Annotated in this window: 22 protein-coding genes; 15 read left to right on the top strand and 7 right to left on the bottom strand. The window is 61.8% G+C overall.

All coding sequences use genetic code 11. The annotated features are described in order from the left end of the window. The first annotated feature begins 228 nt into the window (after positions 1 to 228). Positions 229 to 660, top strand: a complete 432-nt coding sequence (locus NKI59_RS05265; protein WP_023675469.1) for a hypothetical protein — start codon at positions 229 to 231, stop codon at positions 658 to 660. Positions 661 to 948: 288 nt separating this feature from the next. Here the strand turns inward: NKI59_RS05265 and NKI59_RS05260 are convergent, their stop codons facing one another. The 3 genes from NKI59_RS05260 to NKI59_RS05250 all read right to left on the bottom strand — a co-directional run bounded on the left by NKI59_RS05260 (position 949) and on the right by NKI59_RS05250 (position 3453). Next, complete coding sequence (locus NKI59_RS05260) at positions 949 to 2139, bottom strand: NADH-quinone oxidoreductase subunit D (RefSeq protein WP_352702790.1); 1191 nt, start codon at positions 2137 to 2139, stop codon at positions 949 to 951. A 66-nt stretch (positions 2140 to 2205) separates the two neighbouring features. After that, a complete protein-coding gene (locus NKI59_RS05255; protein WP_352448156.1) occupies positions 2206 to 2631 on the bottom strand; it encodes a hypothetical protein in 426 nt (141 codons plus the stop codon). Positions 2632 to 2778: 147 nt separating this feature from the next. Next, complete coding sequence (locus tag NKI59_RS05250; RefSeq protein WP_352448155.1) at positions 2779 to 3453, bottom strand: DUF2161 domain-containing phosphodiesterase; 675 nt, start codon at positions 3451 to 3453, stop codon at positions 2779 to 2781. A 341-nt stretch (positions 3454 to 3794) separates the two neighbouring features. Between NKI59_RS05250 and NKI59_RS05245 the strand changes: the two genes are divergently transcribed. The 7 genes from NKI59_RS05245 to apnL all read left to right on the top strand — a co-directional run bounded on the left by NKI59_RS05245 (position 3795) and on the right by apnL (position 12137). Beyond that, the gene (locus NKI59_RS05245) at positions 3795 to 4622 is read left to right on the top strand and encodes a phosphogluconate dehydrogenase C-terminal domain-containing protein (RefSeq protein ID WP_352568083.1); all 828 of its coding nucleotides are present in this window, start codon (positions 3795 to 3797) and stop codon (positions 4620 to 4622) included. A gap of 265 nt (positions 4623 to 4887) precedes the next feature. Beyond that, positions 4888 to 5829, top strand: a complete 942-nt coding sequence (locus NKI59_RS05240) for a D-ribose ABC transporter substrate-binding protein (protein WP_023675475.1) — start codon at positions 4888 to 4890, stop codon at positions 5827 to 5829. Between the two features lie 112 nt (positions 5830 to 5941). Continuing rightward, positions 5942 to 6595 (top strand): DUF2291 family protein, encoded by a 654-nt coding sequence (locus NKI59_RS05235; protein WP_352702787.1) that lies wholly within the window; start codon positions 5942 to 5944, stop codon positions 6593 to 6595. Next, entirely contained in the window at positions 6592 to 8136 is a 1545-nt protein-coding gene (locus tag NKI59_RS05230; protein WP_352702785.1) for a sugar ABC transporter ATP-binding protein, read from the top strand. Before NKI59_RS05235 ends, NKI59_RS05230 begins: the two co-directional genes overlap by 4 nt. Beyond that, entirely contained in the window at positions 8133 to 9197 is a 1065-nt protein-coding gene (locus tag NKI59_RS05225) for an ABC transporter permease (RefSeq protein WP_352568081.1), read from the top strand. Before NKI59_RS05230 ends, NKI59_RS05225 begins: the two co-directional genes overlap by 4 nt. 1 nt (position 9198) lies before the next feature. Next, positions 9199 to 10233 carry a Gfo/Idh/MocA family protein gene (locus NKI59_RS05220; RefSeq protein WP_352702783.1) on the top strand — a complete coding sequence of 345 codons (1035 nt, stop codon included), beginning with the start codon at positions 9199 to 9201 and terminating at the stop codon, positions 10231 to 10233. Then, positions 10230 to 12137: a D-apionate lactonase gene (gene apnL / locus NKI59_RS05215; RefSeq protein WP_352702780.1), complete on the top strand. Its 1908-nt coding sequence runs from the start codon at positions 10230 to 10232 to the stop codon at positions 12135 to 12137. Before NKI59_RS05220 ends, apnL begins: the two co-directional genes overlap by 4 nt. Before the next feature lie 78 nt (positions 12138 to 12215). Here the strand turns inward: apnL and NKI59_RS05210 are convergent, their stop codons facing one another. Further along, complete coding sequence (locus tag NKI59_RS05210; RefSeq protein ID WP_352702778.1) at positions 12216 to 13160, bottom strand: GlxA family transcriptional regulator; 945 nt, start codon at positions 13158 to 13160, stop codon at positions 12216 to 12218. A gap of 333 nt (positions 13161 to 13493) precedes the next feature. Continuing rightward, the gene (locus NKI59_RS05205) at positions 13494 to 14207 is read right to left on the bottom strand and encodes a transcriptional regulator NanR (RefSeq protein ID WP_352633582.1); all 714 of its coding nucleotides are present in this window, start codon (positions 14205 to 14207) and stop codon (positions 13494 to 13496) included. 183 nt (positions 14208 to 14390) lie between these two features. On the opposite strand from NKI59_RS05205, the gene oiaX reads away from it, so the two are divergent. Then, entirely contained in the window at positions 14391 to 15665 is a 1275-nt protein-coding gene (gene oiaX / locus NKI59_RS05200) for a 3-oxo-isoapionate-4-phosphate decarboxylase OiaX (RefSeq protein ID WP_352702775.1), read from the top strand. A 4-nt stretch (positions 15666 to 15669) separates the two neighbouring features. After that, positions 15670 to 17004, top strand: coding sequence for a four-carbon acid sugar kinase family protein (locus NKI59_RS05195; RefSeq protein ID WP_352702773.1), 1335 nt, complete (start codon positions 15670 to 15672; stop codon positions 17002 to 17004). Positions 17005 to 17117: 113 nt separating this feature from the next. Here NKI59_RS05195 and NKI59_RS05190 read toward each other — a convergent pair whose 3' ends face one another. Beyond that, positions 17118 to 17615: a hypothetical protein gene (locus NKI59_RS05190; protein WP_352448144.1), complete on the bottom strand. Its 498-nt coding sequence runs from the start codon at positions 17613 to 17615 to the stop codon at positions 17118 to 17120. A 283-nt stretch (positions 17616 to 17898) separates the two neighbouring features. On the opposite strand from NKI59_RS05190, the gene NKI59_RS05185 reads away from it, so the two are divergent. The 3 genes from NKI59_RS05185 (at position 17899) to NKI59_RS05175 (ending at position 21678) form a co-directional block, all read left to right on the top strand. Further along, complete coding sequence (locus tag NKI59_RS05185; RefSeq protein WP_352702771.1) at positions 17899 to 19416, top strand: S10 family peptidase; 1518 nt, start codon at positions 17899 to 17901, stop codon at positions 19414 to 19416. 148 nt (positions 19417 to 19564) lie between these two features. Then, positions 19565 to 21007, top strand: a complete 1443-nt coding sequence (locus NKI59_RS05180; RefSeq protein ID WP_352702769.1) for a sensor histidine kinase — start codon at positions 19565 to 19567, stop codon at positions 21005 to 21007. Then, positions 21004 to 21678, top strand: a complete 675-nt coding sequence (locus tag NKI59_RS05175; protein WP_352702767.1) for a LuxR C-terminal-related transcriptional regulator — start codon at positions 21004 to 21006, stop codon at positions 21676 to 21678. Before NKI59_RS05180 ends, NKI59_RS05175 begins: the two co-directional genes overlap by 4 nt. Positions 21679 to 21717: 39 nt before the next feature. Here the strand turns inward: NKI59_RS05175 and NKI59_RS05170 are convergent, their stop codons facing one another. After that, on the bottom strand, positions 21718 to 22275 hold the full coding sequence (locus NKI59_RS05170) for a hypothetical protein (protein ID WP_352702765.1): 558 nt from the start codon (positions 22273 to 22275) through the stop codon (positions 21718 to 21720). Between the two features lie 809 nt (positions 22276 to 23084). Here NKI59_RS05170 and NKI59_RS05165 point away from each other — a divergent pair. Both NKI59_RS05165 and NKI59_RS05160 read left to right on the top strand, forming a co-directional pair. Beyond that, complete coding sequence (locus tag NKI59_RS05165) at positions 23085 to 24089, top strand: LacI family DNA-binding transcriptional regulator (RefSeq protein WP_352454133.1); 1005 nt, start codon at positions 23085 to 23087, stop codon at positions 24087 to 24089. Between the two features lie 73 nt (positions 24090 to 24162). Next, entirely contained in the window at positions 24163 to 25518 is a 1356-nt protein-coding gene (locus NKI59_RS05160) for an ABC transporter substrate-binding protein (RefSeq protein WP_352702762.1), read from the top strand. Positions 25519 to 25522 lie beyond the last annotated feature (4 nt).

Genomic DNA, 25522 nt, shown 5'->3' with positions numbered 1-25522 from the left:
ACGCAAAGCCAAACGGCAAGCTTTCGCAAAAGTTCCTGTCCGGAAACGGGTTCGGTTAACGGGTCGACATCGAACACAGGCGGGGGCGCGTCGGAATTCGAGCGCCGCTTCGACGGGGCAGGTGATCCGTACGCCTCATGTTGCGGCGGTCCGGCCTTGTCAGCGCTCCATGGCGCGATAATTGCTCATGTAGGCGTGGGCGAATTCACCTGTCGACAGGAGCCGACCATGAAACATCAAACACTCGACCAACTGCAGGCCGTCGCGGAAGTTGAGTCCTTCGCGGCGTATCCGGCGATGACTCGAACCCAGCGGATTGAACGTTGGGCGGAACTTCTCGAACAAAACCCGACGCGATGCCTTGGGGCGCTTCCAGGCACCGAATATATGAACAGGGAAGCGCGCGACAGATCGCGTGGCGCTGGCACGCCGCTCACTGTCGCCTTCGAGGATCCGGTTCTGCGTGCCATGGGCCTCAGCGATGATACCTATGGTGAGGCAAAGCGCTTCTTCGAACTGAGCGACCGGCAGTTGCACCAAATCGTCTGCCATTGCCATGTCGGCGCTACGATGCAAGCGAGATGGGCCGCTGCCAGGGTGCGCGGGATAGTTCGCGGCAACAGATTTGTTGCCTGGATGAAGGGCTTGATCGTGCATTGAGGCGGTACGAGGAACGGCGGAACACGCGTTCTTTCCGCGCCGTGGAGAGCGCTTCCGAACTTGGAAGGGCTCGTGCGCCGTCGGGCCGCGCAGATTGTGAAACTCCTCGACGCTTGGCTGCGCCTTGTCGCGGCCATGCGTCCGTCTTTGATGTGAGAATTTGAGCTGGCCCGCCGCAGGTGAGGGCCTTCGTCTGGCCGGCGGCCGAGCGCCGTCCAGGCCTGCCTGCGCGGCTACTAACGACACAAATGATCCTGCGATCGGGGAAGATCCTGCGACCTGGCTAAACTAGCGATCGATTTCTCCGAACACGATGTCGAGCGAGCCGATGATCGCGGCAACATCGGCGATCATATGGCCTCGGGACAGGAAATCCATCGCCTGCAGGTGGGCGAAGGAAGGTGCGCGGATCTTGCATCGGTAGGGAACGTTGCCCCCGTCCGACACGAGGTAGACGCCGAATTCACCCTTCGGCGCCTCGACGGCGGCATAGACTTCACCGCTCGGCACGCGAATGCCTTCGGTATAAAGTTTGAAGTGGTGGATCGTCGCTTCCATCGAGCGCTTCATCGTGGCACGCGGCGGCGGCGTGATCTTGTGGTTCGGAATCGCGACCGGTCCCTGGCCTTCGGGTGAGCGCAACTTTTCCAGGCATTGCCGCATGATCCGGACCGACTGGCGCATTTCCTCCATGCGTACGAGATAGCGGTCGTAGCAGTCGCCATGCTTGCCGACCGGAATATCGAAATCCATCTCCGAATAGCATTCGTATGGCTGCGCCTTGCGCAGGTCCCAGGACGCGCCCGATCCGCGTACCATCACCCCGGAAAAGCCCCAGGCCCAGGCATCATCGAGGCCGATCACCCCGACATCGACATTGCGCTGCTTGAAGATGCGGTTCTCGGTCAACAGCTCTTCGAGATTGTGGCAGACCTTGAGGAACGGATCGCAGAACTTCCAGATGTCGTCGAGGAGTTCCGGCGGCAGATCCTGATGCACGCCGCCGACCCTGAAATAATTCGCGTGCATGCGGGCGCCGGACGCGCGCTCATAAAAGACCATCAGCTTCTCGCGCTCGGCGAAACCCCAGAGCGGCGGCGTCAACGCGCCGATGTCCATGGCTTGCGTGGTGACGTTGAGGAGGTGCGATAACAGCCGGCCTATTTCGCAGAAAAGCACGCGGATGAGCTGTCCGCGTTTCGTAACCGATATTTCGAGGAGCTTCTCGGCGGCGAGACAGAATGCATGCTCCTGGTTCATCGGCGCGACGTAGTCGAGCCGGTCGAAATAGGGCAAGGCCTGCAGGTAGTTCTTGTACTCGATGAGCTTTTCGGTGCCGCGATGCAGCAGGCCGATGTGGGGATCGGCGCGTTCCACGATCTCGCCGTCGAGTTCGAGCACCAGCCGCAGGACGCCGTGAGCGGAGGGATGTTGTGGCCCGAAATTGATGGTGAAGTTGCGAACTGCAGCCTCGGCCATGACAGTCCTCCGCGATCGGGCGGCCTTCGTTTCCGTGCCGGAGCCGGCTTGTCCGCTTTCAGCCGCTCACGTCGTCGTCTGGATGATCAGCGTCAGCGTGCCGTCGCCGTCGATATTGGCCGCCACGACCTGCGTGGAATTAAGCCCGTTCGCCGCCAGCGCCGATGCCGCCTGCGGCGATGCGTCGATCGAACTTTGCAGGATGCGCAAATCCTCGGCGCTGGTCTGCGTGACGACGGCCTCCGCCTGTGCCTTGATGTCAGGAGGCAGATCCTCCATCGCCACGATTGTCACTGCGGTGAAATTCTGGGCGGAGAAGGCTTGGTCAGGTGTAGCCTGGTCGGGAGTGGTCCCTTCGGGGGTGGCTTGCTCCGGCAGGGTTTGCGGGGCCGTCGGCGGGACAGGGGCAAGCTCTGGTCCCACGGATTGCGCATAGACCGGCGAGGCAAGGGCCAGTGCCGAAAGTGTGGCAATTGTCGTCGATAGGCGCATGGCCGTTCCTTCCGTTTGCTCAGCGGACGATCAATTCGGTGACGACAAAACCATCGTGTCGAAATATGGTTCCGTGACCGAGGTGATGTCTTGCCGAAAGCCGTGATTGTCGCGGAAAGCAGGGCGCGAAATCCGGCGTTGCCTGTCTCAGGCAGCGGTGTGGCTGCGATCGGGCTGCGGCCAGCGCTGCAACGCCTCACGGCCCTGAGCGGTCAGTTCGTAGATCCCGCGATCGGTGCGTGCGAACCAGCGATACACATTGTGCAGCAGGATCTTAGGCGCGTTCGGCAGGTTGGGCTTCAAGTCACGCGGCCGCTTTGGGCCGTCGGCGAGGGCTGCGGCGCATGCCAGCGCCTGCTGGCGATAAGCGGTCATGATCGGCGCACGCGAGCCGCCGCCGGCGACAGGATCGCCCTGCCGACGCCGATGTTCGTCAATTAGCTTCGAGCGGCGCCGGGGATCGCGACGCGGAGCCAATGCCGTCGGGCTGAGCAGCACCTGAACCTCGCCGTTCGGTCGCACGCCAAGCAGGCCAAAGCCGAGCCGACGGCAGAGATTGCGGTATCTCACATCGCTCTCACGGCCCTTGCCACGGGCCGACATGCATGCCGCTAGCCAGACCTCGTCGCTCGCCGCCATACGGTCGATGCCCTGGAGGATGAGCTCGAGATTGAACTTCAGCTTCAGCTCGCAGATGACGACGATCGGTGGAGAGTCGGCACTCAGCGCCAGCAGATCGCAGCCGCCGATCTCGCCCTTGACTATAAATCCCAGGCCTTCGAGGAAGGCCTTGACCGGGCTGTAGAGTGACGTTTCGAGCATGGGCCTTTGTCGGCTGCGAATCATCCCGCCGATCGGCGGTTCAGCGCGATGATCGCTCCTTGCCGTTGAACAGGAGGTAAACGACGGCCGAGCAAGTGGTCAGAGCCGTGCCATGGCCGCTTGCCAATTTGGTATGCTGGTATAATGTGTACCTAAGGTAGCATGCTCCGCGTAGCTGCGCTGTGCTGGACATCCGGGCGCCCGAGATATCGTCCATGGCATCGTCATTTGAGCGGCGGCTCCCCTGCGTTTTCTAATCCGCCAACCGGCGGCAATGTGCATACAAGTCAATGGGATGACGATCGGCAGGGCCGTCGTTGGAATTCAGGAGTAACGGACACATGACAACGATTGCGCTGTTTGGTGCGGGCGGCAAAATGGGTTACCGTCTGTCGACCAATTTTCGCGGATCTCCCTATACGATACGCCATGTCGAGGTCAGCGACGCCGGCCGCGAGCGGCTTAAGTCGGGCCTCGGCATCGATGCCGTCAGCGCCGATGAGGCGCTTGATGGCGCCGATGTGGTGATCCTGGCGGTGCCGGACACGCACATCGGCAAGGTCGCGGCGAGTATCGAGAGCAAGCTTGCATCAGGCACCATGGTCGTCGTGCTCGACGCCGCGGCACCTTTCGCCGGGCATTTGCCGAAGCGGCCGGACCTGACCTATTTCGTCACCCACCCGTGCCATCCGCCGATCTTCAACGACGAGACCGACATGGCGGCCAAGAAGGATTATTTCGGCGGCGTCAAGGCCAAGCAGCATATGGTCAGCGCCTTGATGCAGGGACCGGAGGAGGATTTCGCCAAGGGTGAGGCGATCGCAAAAATCATCTGGGCGCCGGTCATGCGCTCGCATCGCGTCACGGTCGATCAGATGGCCCTGCTCGAGCCCGGCCTTTCTGAAACGGTATGCGCTTCGCTGCTCGTCGTCATGAAAGAGGCGGTCGACGAGGTGGTGGCGCGCGGGGTCGACAAGCAGGCGGCGCTCGACTTCCTGCTTGGTCATATGAACGTGCTTGGCGCCGTCATCTTCGGCGAGACCAAAGGCGTGTTCTCCGACGCCTGCAACAAGGCGATAGAGTTCGGCAAGCCGGTGCTGATGCGCGACGACTGGAAGCGGGTGTTCGAGCCGGAGGAGATTGCCGCGAGCATTCAGCGCATCACTTGAGGGCAGCGACGCGTTCTCCGGAACATGTCACCTGAAATTGTCATTGACTCATTATACCAGTTGGCTTAGCTGTTCGATGGATCGGACCGTCAAGCTTCGCAGCAGGATCAGGCGCTGGATGAGTGGAGGATAGGGGGAGCGATCCGTCGAGGTGAAGCCGGCCAAGGGCTTGTGAATCTGACGCGACCCGCCGCCTACGGCCGGCTAACGAAATCGAATGCATATAGCCTTGGGATAAGGCACGGATTTTCAACGGGAGGAATACATGAAACTGACACGCAGAATGACGCTTGCGGCTTTTGCCGGCATGCTGGCGCTTGGCACCGCCGCACCCGCCTACGCGGCGGATCTGATCGCCATCATCACGCCCTCGCATGACAATCCGTTCTTCAAGGCGGAAGCTGTCGGCGCGGAGGCCAAGGCCAAGGAACTCGGCTACGAGGCGTTGGTGCTCGTCCATGACGACGACGCCAACAAGCAGTCCGAATTGATCGACACGGCGATCGGCCGCGGCGCCAAGGCGATCATCCTCGATAATGCCGGCGCCGACGCCACCGTCGCCGCAGTGCAGAAAGCCAAGGACGCAGGCGTTCCTTCCTTCCTGATCGATCGCGAGATCAATGCCACCGGCGTTGCCGTCGCGCAGATCGTCTCCAACAATTATCAGGGCGCCCAGCTCGGCGCGCAGGAATTCGTCAAGCTGATGGGCGAGAAGGGTAATTTCGTCGAGCTCGTCGGTAAGGAATCCGACACCAATGCCGGCATCCGCTCCAAGGGTTACCACGACGTCATCGACGACTATCCGGACCTGAAGATGGTGGCGCAGCAGTCGGCCAATTGGAGCCAGACCGAGGCCTATTCAAAGATGGAATCGATCCTCCAGGCCAATCCCGATATCAAGGGCGTGATCTCCGGCAACGACACGATGGCGATGGGCGCTTATGCGGCACTTGCCGCTGCCGGCCGCAAGGACGTCATCGTCGTCGGCTTCGACGGATCGAACGACGTGCGCGACTCGATCACCTCCGGCGGCATCAAGGCGACAGTCCTGCAGCCGGCCTTCGCGCAGGCGCAGATGGCGGTCGAGCAGGCCAACGACTTCATCAAAAACAAGAAGTCTCCGGCCGAGGAAAAGCAATTGATGGACTGCGTCCTGGTCAATGGCGACAATGCCGCCAAGCTGGAGACGTTCGCGCTCACCAACTGAGCCGGCGTAACATCAGCAGCAAGGGACGAGCCTCCGGTTCGTCCCTTGCTTCCATTTCGCCCTTGCTTCCATTTCTCTGGGTGCTCCTGACTGCCATGCCGAACGAGCCGACATGTTCAACACGCTGACCCGGCCGATCCTTGTCGCGTCGTTCCTCGCAGCAATAGGCAGCCTGACCGCCTGCAAGATCCTGCCGACGCCGTCGGCGGAAAACGGCGGCACTGGCTCCGCGTTCAATCCCGACAAGATGGTCGAGGACATCTGGGCGGCGAAAGTCATACCCTATCTGCAGCAGAAGGCCGGGCCGTTTGCCGAGGTTCACACCTTGGCCAAGACCGATCCCGCCGCTGCCGGCGCCAAATACGGCAACCCGAAGAAGCAGGCGAATTCGCCATGGACCTTCGCGGTTCGGCTCGAGGGCAAGGTCGTTGCAGCCAACACACAGTCACGCGCGGCGACGATGGACGTCGATGCCGACGGCGACGGCAAGGCGGACGCGCGGGTGCAGATCGGACCCGCCATGCGCGGAACCGCGCTGCGCGACAGCCTCGACTTCATCCAGTTCAACGATTTCACCAACCAGATCGACTTCGCCCAGTTCGGCAAGGCCTTCAACGCCTACGCCGACAAGACCGTGCTTTCCAAGCTGCCGCGCGAGGCACTCGAGGGCCGCAGCGTCGAGGTACTTGGCGCCTATACGCCGGGCAGTGGCCAGGACCTGCCGCTGGTGACGCCGGCGGCGGCAAAGATTGGGCCGAAGCCATGACCGGCGATCAAGATGTCATCCTGAAGCTGGAGGACGTCTCGAAAGTCTATTCCGGCACCGTCGCGGTCAAGCGGGCGAATTTCGAAGTGCGCAAAGGCGCGGTCAACGTGCTGGTCGGCGAAAACGGAGCCGGCAAATCGACGCTGATGAAGATCATCGCCGGCGTCGAGCAACCGACGCTCGGGCGCATCTTGCTGGACCGCGAGGAGGTTTCATTCTCGTCTTCCGGTGATGCCGTGAGCCGCGGCATCGGCATGGTTTTCCAGGAGCTGAATCTGTTCGGCAATCTGACTGTCGCCGAAAATATTTTCGCCACCCGCGAGATCACCAACCGCTTCCACAAGATCGACCGCAAGGAGCAGGAGCGCCGCGCGGCGGAGTTCCTTGAACGCCTGGAAGCCGGCATCCGGCCCGACATGCTGGTCGAGGATCTGCGCATCGGCCAGCAGCAGCTGGTCGAGATCGCCAAGGCGGTTTCGCTCGATGCGCGCATCCTGATCATGGATGAACCGACCTCGGCGCTCAGCGCGGCGGAAGTCGAGATCCTGTTCAAGGTGATTGCCGACCTCAAGGCACGCGGCGTGGCAATCGTCTACATCTCGCACCGGCTCGAGGAGCTGATCCGCATCGGCGACACCATCACGGTGCTGCGCGACGGCCGCATCACCGGCCAGGCGGAGATGAAAGACGTCGACACCCAGTGGATCGTGCGGCAGATGATCGGCTCGGACGCCAAGGACTTCGCCAAGGCCGACGGCCATGTGCCGGGCGAGGAAATATTCCGCGCCGAGGACATCTGCCTGCCGCGCGTCACCGGCGGGCTTGCGGTCGATCACGTCTCGCTGTCGCTGCGCGCCGGCGAAATTCTCGGCATCTATGGCCTGATGGGCGCCGGACGCAGCGAGCTGTTCGACTGCATCATGGGCCGCCACGGCCATTCGACGGGCACGATATTCATTGCCGGCAAAAAAGTGCACGAGCGCGACACGACGCGGCGCATCCGGCGCGGCCTGGCGCTGATCCCCGAAGACCGCCAGCGCGAAGGGCTGGTGTCGATCCTCTCCGTCGCCAGCAATCTGACGCTGGCCAGCCTGTCGCGGTTCGTGCGCCTGTTCCACATTCGCGGTGCCGCCGAAAGACAGGCGGTGGTCCGGACGGTGCGCGAACTGGCGATCAAGGTCGCCGATCCGGCGCAGGAAGTCTCGTCGCTGTCAGGCGGCAACCAGCAGAAGGTGGTGATCGGCAAGGCGCTGCTCACCGGCCCGAAGGTGCTGTTGATGGACGAGCCCAGCCGCGGCATCGACGTCGGCGCCAAGGCCGACGTGTTTCGCACCATGCGCAAGCTGTCGCGCGACGGCCTCGGGATTCTGTTTGCCACCTCCGATCTCGACGAAGTGATGGCGTTGTCCGACCGCATCGCGGTGATGAGCAATGGAAAACTGACCGGCATGTTCGACCGCGCCGAGGCGACGGAGGCCGCACTCGTCGCTGCCTCGGCCTTCGGCCACGGACCGGTCCCGCACGGAGAGCAAGGCGCATGACTGACATCCCAGCCAAGGCGGCGGTCAACTCCATGTCGGGCGGCTCGGTCCTGCTGACGCTGATGAAGGCGAGGACGTTCATCGCGCTGATCGCCGTGCTGTTATTCTTCTCGATAGCCGCCCCCAATTTCCTATCGGCCGCCAATCTTATCCTGATGTCGAAGCACGTGGCGCTGAACGCATTCCTCGCAATGGGCATGACCTTCGTCATCATCACCGGCGGCATCGACCTGTCGGTCGGCTCGATCGTCGGCCTGTGCGGCATGGTGGCCGGCTATCTCGTGTTGAACGGCATCGACCTGCAGGTCGGCTATACCATCTATTTCAACGTCTTCGAGATCGCGCTGATCACGCTTGCGGTCGGCATATTGATCGGCGCCGTCAACGGCTTGCTGATCACCAGGCTTAACGTTGCGCCGTTCATCGCCACGCTCGGCGTGCTCTATGTCGCACGCGGCCTGGCGCTGCTGTCGTCGGACGGCCGTACTTTCCCCAATCTCGTCGGCAAGCCCGAGCTCGGCACCACAGGGTTCGGCTACCTCGGCGCCGGCCGGCTGCTCGGCTTGCCGGTTTCCATATGGATCTTGGTCGTTGTTGCGGTAGGGGCGGCCTATCTCGCCAAATACACCCCGCTCGGCCGCCACATCTTCGCCGTCGGCGGCAATGAGCGGGCGGCGCGGATTTCGGGCGTCCGCGTCAATATGGTGAAGATGTTCGTCTACATGTTCTCCGGCTTCTGCGCGGCGATCGTCGGGCTGATCATCTCGTCCGAGCTGATGGCGTCGCATCCGGCAACCGGAGAGAGCTTCGAGCTGAACGCCATTGCCGCGGCGGTGCTCGGCGGCACCTCGATGTCGGGCGGTCGCGGCACGATCGGCGGCACCATTGTCGGTGCCTTCGTCATCGGCATCCTTTCCGACGGGCTGGTGATGATGGGAGTGAGCTCGTTCTGGCAGATGGTGATCAAGGGCCTCGTCATCATCGTCGCCGTCGTCGTCGATCAGGCACAGCGCCGGCTGCAGAGCCGTGTCACGCTGATGCAGATGGCAAAGGCCGGCTGACATGGCGGAACTGCGTGGAGCGCTGATCGGCTGCGGCTTCTTTGCCGTCAACCAGATGCATGCCTGGCGCGACATAGAGGGCGCCTCGATCACCGCCATCTGCGACCGCGATCCGGACCGGCTACGGATCGTCGGCGACCAGTTCGGGGTCGCGCGGCGCTATACCGACGCGGCAGCGCTGTTTGCCGGCGAAAGGCTGGATTTCGTCGACATCGCCACCACCGCACCAAGCCACAGAATGCTCGTGGAGATGGCGGCGCAGCACGGCGTTCCGGCAATCTGCCAAAAACCGTTTGCGCCGACGCTTGCCGATGCCAAGGCGATGGTAAAGGCCTGTGCTGACGCCGGCGTGCCGCTGATGGTGCATGAGAATTTTCGCTGGCAGTCGCCGATCCAGGCGGTGCGTACCGTGCTCGACAGCGCCGAAATCGGCACCCCCTTTTTCGGACGGATCTCGTTCCGCTCGGCTTATGACGTGTTTTCCGGCCAGCCTTATCTGGCGACGGGAAAGCGCTTCATCATCGAGGATCTGGGTATCCACATCCTCGACATCGCCCGCTTCCTGCTGGGCGACGTCTCGACCGTCACTGCGCGAACGGCGCGCATCAATCCCGGCATTGCCGGCGAGGACGTTGCGACGATGCTGATGGACCACACGAGCGGCGCCACTACCATGGTCGACTGCAGCTACGCGAGCAAGCTCGCGACAGAGCCGTTCCCCGAGACGCTGATCGAGATCGACGGCAGCGACGGCACGATCCGGCTGGCGCAGGGCTACCGGCTCACCGTCACCGGAAGAAGCGGGACGGTCGTCAGCGATGTCTCGCCACCGCTGCTGGCCTGGGCATCGCGACCATGGCACAACATCCAGGAAAGCGTCGTCGCAATCCAGCGGCATTGGGTCGATTGCTTGACCAACGGAACCGAGCCCGCGACCTCGGGCGCGGACAACCTCAAGACATTGGCGCTGGTAGAGGCGGCGTATGCCGGCGCCGCAAGCCGGGAGCCGGTGCAACTCGACGCCTTGCTGAAATGACAGCCGACGCCTTCCTGCTCTACGGCACACGTGCCGTTGAAGCCGAACCGGTCAGGCTGCGCGCCGGCGCGCTGACGGCGGACTTCGTCAACGGCAATCTGCGCAGCATTCGGCATGGCGGCACCGAAGTTCTGCGCGCCATCGCCTACATCGTCAGGGATCGCGACTGGGGCACCTACGAGCCGAGACTGGCCGATCTTGCCATCGAACAAAATGCCGAGGCTTTTTACGTCAGCTATTCGGCAAATTGCCGGGCACCGGACGGCAGCCGGCTCGACTTCCGCGCAACCATCAAGGGCTCCGCCGATGGCCAATTGGTCTTCGACGTGAGCACTCTTCCCGACAGCGATTTCGAAACCAATCGCTGTGGCTTCTGCATCCTGCATCCGATTGCCGGCCTGGCCGGCAGCCCGGTCACGGTAGAGCATACCGACGGCAGCGTGGTCGCGACGCGGCTTCCAGAGCTGATCGATGCCTGGCAACCTTTCAAGGATTTGCGGGCGATCACTCATGAAGTCCGGCCCAACGTCACCGCCGAATGCCGGATGGAAGGCGACACTTTCGAGATGGAGGACCAGCGCAATTGGTCGGATGCCTCCTACAAGACCTATGTTCGGCCGCTGGCGCTGCCATGGCCCTATGTGCTGCCGGCCGGCGAGACCTTCCGCCAAACCATCAGCTTGCGGATAGCGGGTCGCGGGAAAGTGCCGGCGGCTGCGGCAACCGTCGAACCAATTCGCGTCACGCTCGGCAAAGCCGGACCGGGGCTGCCGGATATCGGCGTGATCGTCTATCCGGATGAGGTCGAGGCGGCGCTGGGCAAGCTGCCGATGCTGTCCGAGCTTGGTCCGCAGCAATTGATGTTCCATTACGACCCGACGCGTGGCCATGGACTCGACGCCTTGCGGGCCTACGCCCAGCTCGCCGCCGCCTATCCAGTCCGGACAACGCTCGAATGTGTCATTGGCGGCGACGGCGATCTCGACGCCGAGCTTTCAGGCGTCGCCGACATGGTGCGCCAGGCCGGGCTCAAGCTTTCGGCCATTGCCGTCTCGCCCTCGGTCGACCGGCAGTCGACGCCGCCGGGCAGCGCATGGCCGCAATGCCCACCGCTCGAAGACGTCTATGCCGCGGCGCGGCGCGCCTTTCCCGACACCCGCCTCGGCGGCGGCATGTTCAGTTATTTCACCGAACTCAATCGCAAGCGTGTGCCGGCTGACCCGCTCGATTTCGTCACGCATTGCACCTGCCCGATCGTGCACGCCGCCGACGATCTCAGCGTCATGCAATCGCTGGAGGCACTGCCTTTCATCACGGCGTCAGTACGAACGATCTTCGGAACAATACCTTATCGGATCGGGCCGTCGACCATTGCCATGCGCCAGAACCCTTATGGCGGCGCGACCAAGGCCAATCCCGACAATCAGCGCATTGCCATGGCTGACCGCGACCCTCGCCATGCCGGGCTGTTCGGGGCCGCATGGACGATCGGCTATGCCGCGCGCGTTGCGCCGGCCGGGCTCGAAATGCTCACGCTCTGCAGCTTCACCGGACCATTCGGCGTACTGGCCTCGTCGGGCGAACCTGTCGAAGAAGGTGCACCCCGGCCGATTTTCCACGCGGTGAAAGGACTTTGCGATCTGGCCGGCCATGCGCATGTGGCGGTGACAACGACCGATGAGAGGCGGGTGCTGGCACTTGCCGGCCGCTCCCAGACAGGCAAGATCATCGTCTGGCTGGCGAACCTTACCCCGGACGATTTTCCGGTCGATGTTTCCGGGCTCGGCTCCGATCAGGGTTTTCTGAATATCTGGGATGGACGAATGTCGCGCAAGATTCCGCGAGACACGTCGGGCCGAGACCATCTTGTGATGACACCCTACGCAATCGTCCGGATCGGCTGAAGTCATTTGCCGAGGCTCTTGGATAGCCGCACTTCGGCAGCAGTTGCCCGTAGCGGCAGCACTTCCGTTGCCGACTTGTCACCGGATCTGCTTTCGAAACTCGCCTGGTGCCATTCCAGTTGTCTTGGAAAAAAGACGGCTGAACGAGGCGACGTCCTGATATCCCACCCGATAGCAAATTTCTGAAACGCTCAGTTTCGTTTCCTCAAGCATGGATTTTGCCAACTCCAGCCGCCTTTCCTGGATCCATTTTCCCGGCGTTGTCTGGAGTTCGTCGAAAAATCTGCGAGACAGGGTTCGCGAAGACATGCCCAATTCGGTTGCCAGAAATTTCAGATCGATTTCCGACATCTTGTCGTTCGAGAGCTCGCGCAGCTTGTTCTCGAATGGGCTGGCCTCGTTCGAAATTTCGTCGAGAGAAAATTCGTAGGGACTCTGGAATTTGCGCGGCGGAGGAAGAACCAGAAGTTTTCGAATGATCCGCTCCTCCTTCGAGAAGCCCAGATCGATCAGCAAAGCCCTGGCGAGTTCGAGTCCGGAAAACCCGCCTCCGCATGTGTAAAGGCGGTCCTGGCGAATGAGCAGGCGGGAAGCGTCCCATCGCACTTGCGGAAACCGGCGGCTTGCCTCGGCTTTCAGCCACCAGGATATCGTTGCGCGTTTACCGTCCAATAATCCCGAATTGGCGAGCAGATAACACGCGCCGCAATGTGCTGCGATGATTGCGTCCTGCTGTTGCGCGAGCGCGATCAGCGGTTTTGAATGTTCACTCTCCTCGTCGAGCGAGCGCAGAAGCTCCGGAATCTCGACACCCGGCATGGCAATGAGAATCAGGACATCCATTTTCCGGGATGGTTGAGCCTTCGTCGGGAAGAAAATTCCTGTGCTTGATGCCGACGGCGCGCCTCTTGAAACGAATTCACAGGAGAGAACCTGTGAACGGCAGACGTCATTCACAAGCTGAAACATTTCCACGAGCGTCGAGACGACGGCCGAATAGAAATTCCACGGCAGCCAGATCACAACGTGGAGGCTCCTGCCAGGCATTGCGGTTCTCCCGGTGTCGTTCTCGCCGTGCGGCAAGTCTAGCATAGTCTTTGCAAGAATTGCCAGTTCCAGAACAAGCGGGGCGCCTCCAGGAGAGCCTATGCGGGCTGCGGACGAAGCGGCCCGTGGAAGCCCATGGCTGGGAAGATGCAAATGCTGAAATCGCTGAATGAAAACAACGCGGCACATACACCGGATTCAGACGGCAACATAAAACTGCGTCGGTCCGGGCTCAGGCTGATCTGTGGTCAGCCAGTAGGCCGAGAACAAGGTCCGACCGCGACGCCGGTCGTGACCTGCACTTGATTTTCAGTTGCCGGAATTCATCACGTAGAGCGCGCGCGAGCGTTCGAGGTGCTTGATCATCGCCTTCTCGGCGCCATCCGCATCCTTGGCTTCGATGCGTCCGACGATCTCTTCGTGCTCGGTCAGCGTGAACTTTTCCTTGCCGGTCCAGATCAGCATTTCGGTGTGGTATTCCTTTAGCCAGCCAAGCATTGCCTCGCTGACGGCGACATAGATCGGGTTGCCGGATATTGCCGCGATCTGTGTGTGGAATTTCATGTCGGCGGATATGAAGGCTTCCGAGTTGCCACGATGGCTGCGCTGCTCGGCGACCGTTTCCCGCAGCCGCTGCACGTCCTCGGCTGTGGCCTTTTCTGCAGCTTCCTTGACCATGCCGCGCTCGAAGAAGATGCGCGCGTTCTTGAGGTGCTCGAGCGTGTCCTTCGATGACGACAGGATGATCTTGGCTGCGCCGTCGACCTGCTTGATAATCGACTTGGCGGTGAGCTGCAGCACCTTGGCACGCTCACCATGCGAGATCGCGACCAGCCCCATATTGCTCAACGCCTGCATCGCCTCGCGGATCGCCGGCCTGCCGACCTCGAAGCGCTCCATCAATTCGCGCTCCGACGGCATGTCGTCACCCGGCAGCAATTCGCCGCTGGTGATCAGGCGCTTCAGTCTCAAGAATACTTCGTCGGAAAGCTTGCGCCGGACGATCGGCTCCGAACGGTTCATCGTCGCGAATCACTCCTTTGACCGGCCCCTATCTAGCATTTCCGCCGTGAATTCCGGAACGCCTGCTGCCGGCTCGCCCTTACCGCCAAGCCGGATAGGGCTTGCAATGCTTATGTACTCATTATACCAGATTTCGAGGGCCAAGGAACCTTTTTCGAAACCTCCCCGGCAGGCCGCGCGAATATGATTGTTCTTACCTATCGCATCGAAACGCCCGGCAATATCGAGGCGCTGGCGGCCAAGATTGCAAGCGACCAGTCGACCGGAACCTTCGTCGCGCTGGCCGGCGAGACCGAAGAGCTCAAGGCCAGGGTCGCAGCGCGAGTCCTGGCGATACGGCATCTGCCGGACGCGGACCGGCCGTCCCTTCCCGAAACCGGTTCCGGAGCAAGCCCCGAAGCACGCAACGGCCCGGTCAAGCGCGCCGACATCGATATCGCCTTTCCGCTGGACGCCATCGGCACCGACCTGTCGGCGCTGATGACCATCGCCATCGGCGGCACCTTTTCGATCAAGGGCCTGTCCGGCATCCGTGTCGTCGACATGAAGCTACCCGAGGAGTACCGGGGCGCGCATCCGGGCCCGCAATTCGGCGTCACGGGCAGCCGCAGGCTGACCGGTGTCGCGGATCGTCCGATCATCGGGACCATCGTCAAGCCGGCGCTGGGACTCCGCCCGTACGAGACGGCCGCAATGGCGCAAGAGCTGATTGCCGCCGGCGTCGACTTCATCAAGGACGACGAGAAGCTGATGAGCCCGGCCTATTCACCGCTGTCGGAGCGAGTGAGGGCAATCATGCCGCTGATCCTCGACCACGAGCAGAAGACCGGTAAGAAGGTCATGTATGCCTTCGGCATTTCACATGCCGATCCCGACGAGATGATGCGAAACCACGATCTGGTGGCAAAGGCCGGCGGCAATTGCGCGGTGGTCAACATCAATTCGATCGGCTTTGGTGGCATGGCTTACCTCCGAAAGCGCTCCAGCCTGGTGCTCCATGCCCACCGCAATGGCTGGGACATTCTCACCCGCCATCCCGGCCTCGGCATGGATTTCAAGGTCTGGCAGCAGTTCTGGCGGTTGCTCGGCGTCGACCAGTTCCAGATCAACGGCATCGCCTCGAAATACTGGGAACCCGACTGGTCCTTCGTCGAATCCTTCAAGGCGGTGACCACGCCGATCTTTTCGCCGGCCGATTGCGCATTGCCGGTCGCCGGCTCCGGCCAGTGGGGCGGGCAGGCGCCTGAAACCTTCCAGCGAACCGACCGGACGGTCGATCTTCTCTATCTCTGCGGCGGTGGCATCGTCAGCCACCCGGACGGGCCGGGCGCCGGCGTGCGCGCCGTGCAGCAGGCCTGGCAGGCGGCGGTCCAAGACATTCCGTTGGCGGATTATGCCTTGAGCCATGTCGAGCTGGCGCGGTCGATCGAGAAGTTCGGCGGCGGCGAGGCGGCCTGACGCCATGCAAAACCTGCTTCTGAGTTACTATGGCGACGACCTGACCGGCTCGACCGACGTTATGGAGGCGCTCGAGCTCGGCGGCGTGCCGACCGTCCTGTTCATGCGCCAGCCGGACGAGGCGCTGCTTTCGCAATTTGCGCATTGCCGCGCCCTCGGGCTGGCCGGCACCAGCCGCAGCGAGACGCCGCAGTGGATGGACACGCATCTGCAAGATGCCTTCGCCTGGCTGAAGACCGTCAACGCCGAGATCTGCCACTACAAGGTCTGCTCGACCTTCGATTCCAGCCCGGCAATCGGCAGCATCGGCCGGGCGATCGAAATCGGCCGCTCGGTTTTCCGGCAAGACGGCGTGCCGCTGGTGGTCGGCGCGCCGCAGCTGAAGCGCTACACCGCCTTCGGTCATCTGTTCGCGGCCTATCGCGAAAAATATTTCCGCATCGACCGCCATCCCGTGATGAGCCGCCATCCGACCACGCCGATGGACGAATCCGACCTACTGATCCATCTGTCGCGCCAGACCAGCCTCGCCTCGGGCCTGGTCGACCTGGCGACGCTGCAGTCTGCGTCGCGGTCGAAAGCATTCGACCGGCTTGTGGAGAATGGCTCAGGTATCGTGCTTGTCGATGTCGATAGCCTGGAAACCCAGGCACTTGCCGGCAAGGAGATTTGGCGCGCTCGCAAGGCGGGCGGTTATTTCGTCGTCGGCTCTTCAGGCATCGAATATGCCTTGCTGGTCGAATGGGCATCGAACCGGATCGTGCATACCAAATCCGCCTTTTCGCCGCCGGGCGCTGCCGACAGGATCGCCGTGGTCTCGGGGAGCTGCTCGCCGACGACGGAACGACAGATCCGTCATGCTCTGGCCGACGGCTTCGACGGGATCGAGCTCGACCCGGTCGAACTGGTTTCTGAGGCTTCGAACGACGCGATTGCGCGCGCGGTGGCGACCGGCCGCTCCAGCCTACGGGCCGGGCGCAGCGTCATCCTCTACACCGCGCTCGGACCTGCGGCCGACCGCGGTGCAGAAATCGATCTCCGGGAAGGCGCCCGCCATAAGCTCGGCCGCGGCCTTGGCGAGGTTCTCCGCGAACTGACGCTTCAAGAGAAGCTACTGCGCGTGGTCATCGCCGGCGGCGACACGTCGAGCCATGCACTTGGCCAGATGGGCGTCGACGCGCTGACTGTGCGAATGCCGCTGCCGGCATCGCCGGGCTCGCCACTTTGTGTGGCGCATTCAAGCATTAAGGCGATCGATGGGCTGGAAATTGCCCTCAAGGGCGGGCAGGTCGGAACCGACCGCTATTTCTCCACTATTCGCGATGGGGTCGGCGGTTGAGAGCGGGGAATGTCAGGTCAAATCGGTGATGCTCGATCGGGATCGAGGATAGTCACTAGCCGGCAAACCAGAAATCTCAGGCGTTCAGATCAGCGGCAATGCCACTCATCCCGCTATCTGCCCATTGTCCTGCCTGGATGATACTGACGGGCGTAGGCGACACAGGCGTCTACCGTGCTGACACAGAGCGCATCGCGGTTGTTCGGCAGGTTGTTGTCGCCGGCGTAGGCAACCTCGGCAACATGACCGTCAACCATTCGAATTTGCGTGTTGCAATAGCCGCCGGGGGCGACGTTGACGGAACCTCCCAGCGCCGGGACGGGGCCAATGGCCACGGTCGGAACGACAATGTTGAGATTGCCGCGTTGAACGACGCGCTGATAGGTCCAGATCTGGCCGGATTTGCCGACATCGGCAGTGGCGGTCGGAAAGCCGGCGCACATTCGAACGTCCGCCTCGCTAAGGCCGACCATCTCCCTGCGGGCTGCCGCCGCCGTGGCGTCTTCCTTCGCAGTGCTCGACGTGTCGTCGGGCATGACGCAGGAAGACAGGATGGGGGCGCTTGCCGATAGAAGGAGAAAGGCAAGCTTTCGGGTGTGGAAAGATGTCATACCAACTTCGGATTGCACGGGAGCCCCGAATGCCAACCTAGGAAGTGGGCCAATCGAGTCAACCGGCAGAAAATTCACGAAGTCGTTTGGTCCGCCATTCCGCCGCACGCATCTGCTGGAAGAGGTTAAGGCTGCCGCCGTGACCCTCGCGCCCTATCTTCCGCCCTGGGCATCGGATTTCCAAATCCGACCCCTCTTCTTGTCAGATGTACTGGCGCACGGTGCTGTGACTTTGGTTCGGCCGACGGTGTGCTAGTTTCCAGCCAATTGCTCCGGAGACGTCATGCCTATCAAGCTGCAAGAAATCGCCCTCGCTCTTCTGCTGTTGGTTGCCGGAGTTGGGGTGGGTCACGCGGAGACGGCCCAGCGGCCGCCGCCCACAGGCGGGGTTCTCTCGCTCCTGCCACCGCCGCAGACTTCCGATCATTCGATCCTCATAGCCGGACGCACGCTCGATTACGAGGCCAAGGCCGGCACGCTGTCATTGCCGTCCGGCAAAGGCGATATCACCGCCGAGATTTTCTACATCGCCTATGCACTGCATTCCGGGAAAGAAACGGGACCGGATCCGCGGCGCCCGATCACCTTCGTGTTCAATGGCGGTCCGGGAGCAGCTTCCGCTTATCTTCATCTCGGCGCGCTCGGTCCGCGGGTCCTGGCGACGGCGGCCGATGGAAGTTTCCTGCCGCCGCCGCAGAGGCTGTTCGACAACCCCGACACTTGGCTCGACATGACCGACTTGGTCTTTGTGGACCCTGTTGGAACCGGTTACAGCCGTGAAGCGCCCGGCACGGAAGCACACAGCTTCTGGGGCGTCAGCCAGGACGCCGCGTCGATAGGCGCGTTTATCCGGCTCTATCTGGCGCAGACGAACCGTACGGCATCGCCTGTCTTCCTGGCTGGCGAAAGCTATGGCGGCTTTCGAGCAGCATTGCTCGCCAGGAAGCTTCAGGAAGACATCGGCATCAGCCCGAGTGGCGTCGTGCTGATTTCGCCGGCGCTCGAATTCACGCTGGTGCGCCCGGACGAGTTCCAGCCGCTCCACTGGGCGCTGGAACTGCCGTCGCTGGCTGCAGTGCGCCTACACAGCGAAGGCGTTTCCGGCCCGGCCCTGCAGGAGCGGCTGGCGGAAGTCGAACGCTATGCGCTCGGCGATTATCTGGCCGCGCTGGCAGGTGGGCTGGAGCAGGGTGGACGCCTGGCGAGCCAGCGTGTCGCCGCAATCACCGGTCTGCCACTCGATCTCGTCCAGCGGCACTTTGCACGCATTCCCATAGGGCTGTTCGCCAAGGAGTTTGCACGGGCAAAGGGCAATGTTCTCAGCGCCTATGACGGCAACATCGCGACAGCGGACGTGGCGCCAGAGAGCCTGGGAGTCGAGGGTCCCGATCCGGTGCTCGACCGAAGCGTGCCGGCGCTCACCTCCGCTTTCGTCGGCTATGTGCGTGATGAATTGAACTTCCGCACGGATATCAGCTATCGGCTTCTCAACCGTGAAGTCAGCGGCAATTGGGACTATGGGACGAGCGCGACGCGTCAGGGCTATGCGGGTGTCATGGACGACCTTCAACAGGCGCGCGTGCTAAACCCCAGCCTCGGCGTGCTGATCGTCAACGGCTACAGCGACCTGGTGACGCCGTACATGGGCTCGCGCTACCTGCTTGGTCAAATTCCTTCGCTTGCCGGCGCAAAGCCCATTCGCACCGAGGTGCTGGAGGGCGGGCACATGATGTATCTGAGGCCGGATGGACGGGCGGCACTGAAGCAGGCCGCGTCCGAGCTTTACCGAACGACGCAATGAGACGGTTTGCCCAAAAAAGCGCCGGATACGCTGTTCGCCCTCTCATCAGGCCCTAGTTCCATCGCGATTGATCGGTTACACACCTAGGATGGCGTCTTTCAGCGACGTTCGACAACGGATTAGCCGGCTCTCCAGAATCGCGCCACTGGTGCGGCGTGCTGCCGAGCGGGCCATTCGGAACACCAAGCCACACAGGCTGACAAGCCTTGTTGACCGTTGGAATGCGCTGTCGCTGGCAACGCAGTTCCTGCTCGCGGGCGGTCTATTTTCCCTGTCAGCCATGGTGGTGGTGGGGATTTCCGTCACGAACCATATAGAAACCGTGGTCACGCAGAATTCGGCTTCCGCGACGGCTCTTTACGTGGACAGCGTTATCGCGCCGCTGCTACCGGATATGCGCAAGAGCGAAGTGCTCGACGAGAGCGTCGCCCATGCGCTCGATGAAACGCTGGGACAAGGGGCACTCGGCACAAGGCTCGAATCCTTCAAGCTCTGGCGTCGCGACGGAACCATCCTGTATTCGACCGACAAGACATTGATCGGCAAGCGCTTTGAACCCAGCGACAATCTCCGGACGGCATTCGCAGGCCAAATGGTTTCGGAGTTCGACAAGCTCGACGATCCGGACAGCGAGGCCGAAAGGGCCAGCGGCTTGCATCTCCTCGAGATCTACAATCCGGTGCTGCAGCCATGGTCGGGGGAAGTGGTGGCCGTTTCGGAATTCTACGAGGTCGCCACTGATTTTGAAAGAAACCTGCATCAGGCGCTCATTCGAACCTGGCTGGACGTTGCCGCCGTCACAGCGGCCTTCTTTCTCGGGCTGTCGGCAATCGTGTTCCGTGGCAGCCGCATGATCAGTTCGCAGAGCCGCTCGTTGAAGCAGCGCATTGCCGAGCTTTCCGATCTGCTTGCGCAAAACAGACTGTTGAGGCTGCGGGTGCAGCGTGCCTCGCAGCGTGCCACCGCACTTAACGAACGCTATCTCAGGCGCATCGGTGCGGACTTGCACGATGGCCCCGCGCAATTGGTTGCTCTCGCGGCGCTGGGGATCGACAGCCCCGTCATTGCCGATCCCGCTACGCCGCAATCGAAGCGTGCACAGGAATTGCTGGCCATCAAAGCACATCTGGACGATGCCATGCGCGAGATCAGGAGCATCAGCAAGGGCCTTGTCCTGCCGCATATCGAGCATGCCGAACTGGGTGAAATTCTCCAGCTAGCCGTACAGGCGCACGAAGAACGAACCGGCGTCAAAGTGAGATTATCGATGACCGGCGGCCATGCGCCGTTGTCGCCGGCGGCCAAGATCTGCATCTTCCGCTTCGTCCAGGAGGCGCTGAACAATGGATTCCGTCATGCCGGAGGTGAAGGTCAGTCGGTCGAGAAACATTTCGACGGCGAGCGCGTTTGTATCGAAGTGGCCGACGCCGGCGCTGGCTTTGACCCGCAAATCGTGCGTCCCGAGAGGCTGGGACTCGTTGGGCTGCGCGAGCGGGTGGAAAGCCTCGGGGGCCAGTTTACCGTGACTTCCTCACAGAGTGGCACAGTCGTAAGAATGGCCCTCAACATCGTTGAAATGGGGCAGACATGACAGTAGCCATCAAGCTCGCCATCGTCGACGACCACCCGCTGTTCAGGGAAGGCGTTGTGCGCACGCTCGATCAGATCGGCGGGTTCGAGATCGTCGGTGAAGGAAGCAGCAGAGACGATGCCCTGCGGATAATCGAAGACCAGCGGCCCGACATTCTGCTGATGGACATCTCGGTTCCTGGAGGTGGCCTTGGCGTGATCGGACCGGCCCTTGAGCGGTATCCGGCACTGAAAATTGTGATGCTGACCGTTTCGGAAGAAAACCAGCACGTGATGACCGCGTTGCAGAGCGGGGCAAGGGGCTATGTTCTGAAGGGGGTCGGGTCGAGGACGTTGGCTGCGATCCTGCGCACGGTAGCGTCGGGCGAACGATATGTCTGTCCACAATTGTCGGCGCGCCTGTTGGCCGATCTCTCGGCTCAATCAAAAGAGCCGGCGAAAGCTGACGGACTTGCCGACCTCACCAGCCGCGAAAGGGAGATCCTGACGCTGGTTGCCGCGGGACTGAGCAACAAGCGGATCGGGCTTCGGCTGAACCTCCATGAAAAGACGATAAAGCACCACATGACGCGAATCCTGGCCAAGCTCAACGTCAGCAACAGGACCGAAGCTGCCATGACCTTGCGCGACGCGACTGAGCGCCGCCATCCGCCTGTTCGCGATCATGCTTGAGCCGAAATTGCCGCACTGCGCGGCCATGTGAACTGGCCCTCAGTTGATCATTCCAAGCAACCTGTCCCGATCGGAACGCGTCGCCAGGCGCCGAATGATGATGCGGCCCTCGGCATCCCGCATTTCATATTGGTCGCTGTCGATGCGTTCGCTGAGTCCGTTCGAATGCACCACGCCAATGCTCGGGCCGCTCACCTCGACCCGGTCTCCTGTGGATGCGTTGACAAAGAGTTTTGGCTTGCTATCGGGGTTTACCGCAGGGGCGGGATCAGGGAGATTGTCGTCCTGCGACTTTGCTTTGCCCTTGCCGGCACCAGCGTTCGAGTTCGAATTGCCGGAGTTTCCACCCGAATTGCCCGAATTGCCGTTCCCATTCCCGTTCCCGTTCCCGTTCCCGCCATTGCCGTTGCCGTTCCCGCCATCTTTGGCCCAGGCAGCCTGCGGGCCGAGCGGCTGCGATGATCCATCGAACACGACGCGATAGGGGCTTACGACGAGAATGAAGGTCAAGACGACTACAGAAATGCCGACACGACGTCCTCGTGAAGATCCGGTCCTTCGTTTCCGGGTCGTCATCAATGAACTTGCCAGTCGCATGTCGGAACTCCCCTTAATCATACGGCTCTGTCGTACTGCCTCCTGTTCGAATTCGTGTGATGCTTAAAACAATGGTTTGCGTCCGGAACGTCAAGGCCCACCAGTCCCACGATGGTAACTGGTGGGTCTCGCTAGCGCAGGAAGGGACTATTTACTGCGCAAGCCTTTTGCCTTCCCGTGGTTGCGTCTCTCCGCGATAGCGCCGAGTTCCCACTGTCAGCCAACAATAAATCCAATGGCCGCGATCCCGAAACACAGGCCAAATAACGGAAAAAGCAGCCAACGTGCCTGGTGAATGCTCGGGTCCATGGCGGCCTCCTGTAACAGTCGGCATCGCAACGGGGCTCCTCGGAACTCAGTTCCTGAAACTCTCGCATTTCGGGCTTTTGCGATAGCAGCCTCGGACCAAAGTTTGGCTGTGCGGGTCCTTGGTCGATAGGCCTACAGACTGAAGTCCCTATGCCAGGAGCCACCCTGCATTCGGCGACCTTTGTGTCCAACTGGCAGCTGCGATCCACCGCCCCCTTCGAATGCTTTGCGTTTCTGGCTCTATGGCAGCAACGCCGTTGGTCTACTGCCGCATCGTTGAAACGCCACCAATACAGACCCATATGCGAATTGCGTCGGATGTCTCCTCCCATTGCGTCCGGCGCGTTCCCCTCTGGAGGTTATAGACCTTCACACTTGGCCGGGCTTAACAGTCCCGCCTTTTCTTTTGGCATTTTGCGCAATCCGCCTGATGGCCCTAATTTGCGAGACATCGGTAAAATCGATTTGCAAATGCATTCATGTGCTCATAACCTGTCACCATGAGCACGATTTCCAAAGTTGCCACGCGAGCGGGCGTGTCGCGCACGACCGTGTCGCATGTCATCAACCATGCGGACCGGGTATCGAAATCGCTGCGTGAACGCGTACAGGCGGCGATCGACGAACTCGGCTACACGCCGAACCCGCAGGCGCAAAGTCTGCGCACCGGCCGCACCAACATCATCGCGATGCTGATCCCGGACATCCGCAACCCGTTCTATCCGGAGCTGGTGAAAACGGCGCAGTCGACGCTCGAAGTGGTCGGCCTCGACATGCTGATCTTCAACACCGACGTGCCGGGCGGACATTCACAGGATCACGGCCGCGAGTATTTGCGCCAGATAGGGCGCAAGCGGGTCGACGGCGTCATCGTTGCCGACTTCGCGCTGCACGGCATGCACAGCGAACTGCTCAGCCTCGATCTGCCCGCCGTCTTCATCGGCCATCTGCCGAACCATGCTGTCGACAGCGTCCAGCTGGACGATTTCGGCGGCGGCTATCTGATGGGCGAGTATCTGGCGAAGAGGGGCCACCGCCGCGTCGCCCATGTCACCGGGCCATCCTTTTTCAAAGAGGCGATGGCGCGTGCCGCCGGCTTCGAAAAAGGGCTCGCCGACAATGGCGTGCCAATCTCCGCCGATCTGCGGTTCGAGGGAAGCTATCTTGCCCCGTCAGGGCGGGAAGCGGTCACCTGGCTCAGGGAGAAGCACGGCGGAAACCTGCCGTCGGCGATGTTCTTCGCCAATTATCTAATGGCCTCCGGTGCGCTGACCGAATTCTACGACCATGGGATCAATATCCCTCAGGATATCGCCATCGCAGTCTTCGATGACCTGCCTCAACTGGAATATGTCAGGCCGAAGCTGACCCGCGTCGGCAACAGTCCGACAATGCTTGCCAAGCGCGCCACGGAAATGCTGCTCGAACGGCTGGGTGGCAAAGTCGAGGGCGCGCCGCGCACCGAAGTGATCCCATGCGCGTTGAGCCCATTCGACAGCGCGTGACGCCAGACGCCGGCAAAGGGAACGGAGGTCCCTTCGCCAACGTTCGACCGAACAACATCCAAGGGAGGAATTGATGACTGACAAAACGACCCGCGACCGGCCATTGGCCAGCCTGAACCGCCGTCGGCTGATCCAGGGCGGCGCCACTTTCGCTGCCGCCGGCCTCACAGGCTTCCCGTTCATCAACAGGATGGCCGTGCGCGCTCAGGAAGCGCCGCTGAAATTCTGGCAGTTCTATGCGCCTGGCGGAGACGTGAAGCCGCAGGTCCAGTGGTTCGAAAAGCTGGTGGCCGACTGGAACGACGGCCACGACCAGAAGGTCGAGCTCGAATATGTCGTCAACAGCGAATACATCTCCGGTTCCAAGCTGGCAACGGCCTTCGCGTCGGGCGAGGGCCCTGACATCTTCCTCATCAGCCCCGGCGATTTCCTGCGTTATTACAATGGCGGCGTGCTTGCCGACCTGACGCCGCATATCGAAGATGCCGCCAAAGCCGATTTCCCGGAAAGCGTCATCGCCAACCGCATGGTGGACGGCAAGATCTACGGTGTGCCGATGGAAGTCGAGCCGATGGCCTTCTACTATTCGGTCAAAGCGTTCGAGGATGCAAAGCTCAACGAGAACGACGTGCCGAAGACCTGGGACGAGCTGTTGGCGATCGCCAAAAAGCTGACGACGCCCAGTCGCTACGGCGTGCTGTTCGAAACGACTCCCGGCTATTACCAGAACTTCACCTGGTATCCGTTCCTGTGGCAGGGCGGCGGCGAATTCCAGGGCAAGGACGGCAAGAGCGCCTTCGATTCGCCGGCCACCGTCCAGGCGCTGAAACTCTGGCAGGATGCCATCAATACCGGCGTGGCGCCGCGTCAGGTGGTCGGCGGCGGCTTCGACATAGTCGCCAATCTCGGGGCAGGGCTGTGCGCCATGCAGAACTGCGGCATCTGGGGCATTTCGGCGATGGACAACAACGCCAAGGACGTGCCCTACGGCATCTTCAAATTGCCGACACCGGCCAATGGCAAATACGTCACCGTCGGCGGTGGCTGGGCCTTTGTCGCCAATGCCGGAGGCAAGAACCCGGATGCTTCCGCCCAGTTCTGCGCCTGGGCGCTGGCCTCAATGGATCCGGCATCGATCGACCGGGTCGTCAACTGGTGCACTGTCGCCAAGAGCGACATGCCGCCGCGCAACAGCGCGCTGAAGGCCGGCGCCGATGTCTTCAGCACCGGCAAGTTCGGCACCTTCGCCAAGGAGATCCATCCGGGGACGCGCGCCGAGCCGCGGGTTCCGCCGGAGGCCTACAAGATCATCTCCGACGCCATCCAGTCGGCACAGCTTGGCGGGGTTGATGCCCAGCAGGCGGCGACGACGGCCAGTCAGCAACTCGATGCGTTCCTCGCTTCCTATTCCGGCGCGCCGATCCTTTAGGCCC

Source organism: Mesorhizobium sp. M0598, assembly GCF_040320865.1.
GTDB lineage: Bacteria > Pseudomonadota > Alphaproteobacteria > Rhizobiales > Rhizobiaceae > Mesorhizobium.
This window is presented reverse-complemented; position numbering and strand designations above follow the sequence as displayed.

Excerpts from the sequence above, each read along its gene's own strand:
- NKI59_RS05265 (WP_023675469.1), top strand. The coding sequence starts at position 229 with ATGAAACATCAAACACTCGACCAACTGCAGGCCGTCGCGGAAGTTGAG.
- NKI59_RS05260 (WP_352702790.1), bottom strand. The coding sequence starts at position 2,139 with ATGGCCGAGGCTGCAGTTCGCAACTTCACCATCAATTTCGGGCCACAA.
- NKI59_RS05255 (WP_352448156.1), bottom strand. The coding sequence starts at position 2,631 with ATGCGCCTATCGACGACAATTGCCACACTTTCGGCACTGGCCCTTGCC.
- NKI59_RS05250 (WP_352448155.1), bottom strand. The coding sequence starts at position 3,453 with ATGCTCGAAACGTCACTCTACAGCCCGGTCAAGGCCTTCCTCGAAGGC.
- NKI59_RS05245 (WP_352568083.1), top strand. The coding sequence starts at position 3,795 with ATGACAACGATTGCGCTGTTTGGTGCGGGCGGCAAAATGGGTTACCGT.
- NKI59_RS05240 (WP_023675475.1), top strand. The coding sequence starts at position 4,888 with ATGAAACTGACACGCAGAATGACGCTTGCGGCTTTTGCCGGCATGCTG.
- NKI59_RS05235 (WP_352702787.1), top strand. The coding sequence starts at position 5,942 with ATGTTCAACACGCTGACCCGGCCGATCCTTGTCGCGTCGTTCCTCGCA.
- NKI59_RS05230 (WP_352702785.1), top strand. The coding sequence starts at position 6,592 with ATGACCGGCGATCAAGATGTCATCCTGAAGCTGGAGGACGTCTCGAAA.
- NKI59_RS05225 (WP_352568081.1), top strand. The coding sequence starts at position 8,133 with ATGACTGACATCCCAGCCAAGGCGGCGGTCAACTCCATGTCGGGCGGC.
- NKI59_RS05220 (WP_352702783.1), top strand. The coding sequence starts at position 9,199 with ATGGCGGAACTGCGTGGAGCGCTGATCGGCTGCGGCTTCTTTGCCGTC.
- apnL (WP_352702780.1), top strand. The coding sequence starts at position 10,230 with ATGACAGCCGACGCCTTCCTGCTCTACGGCACACGTGCCGTTGAAGCC.
- NKI59_RS05205 (WP_352633582.1), bottom strand. The coding sequence starts at position 14,207 with ATGAACCGTTCGGAGCCGATCGTCCGGCGCAAGCTTTCCGACGAAGTA.
- oiaX (WP_352702775.1), top strand. The coding sequence starts at position 14,391 with ATGATTGTTCTTACCTATCGCATCGAAACGCCCGGCAATATCGAGGCG.
- NKI59_RS05195 (WP_352702773.1), top strand. The coding sequence starts at position 15,670 with ATGCAAAACCTGCTTCTGAGTTACTATGGCGACGACCTGACCGGCTCG.
- NKI59_RS05190 (WP_352448144.1), bottom strand. The coding sequence starts at position 17,615 with ATGACATCTTTCCACACCCGAAAGCTTGCCTTTCTCCTTCTATCGGCA.
- NKI59_RS05185 (WP_352702771.1), top strand. The coding sequence starts at position 17,899 with ATGCCTATCAAGCTGCAAGAAATCGCCCTCGCTCTTCTGCTGTTGGTT.
- NKI59_RS05175 (WP_352702767.1), top strand. The coding sequence starts at position 21,004 with ATGACAGTAGCCATCAAGCTCGCCATCGTCGACGACCACCCGCTGTTC.
- NKI59_RS05170 (WP_352702765.1), bottom strand. The coding sequence starts at position 22,275 with ATGCGACTGGCAAGTTCATTGATGACGACCCGGAAACGAAGGACCGGA.
- NKI59_RS05165 (WP_352454133.1), top strand. The coding sequence starts at position 23,085 with ATGAGCACGATTTCCAAAGTTGCCACGCGAGCGGGCGTGTCGCGCACG.
- NKI59_RS05160 (WP_352702762.1), top strand. The coding sequence starts at position 24,163 with ATGACTGACAAAACGACCCGCGACCGGCCATTGGCCAGCCTGAACCGC.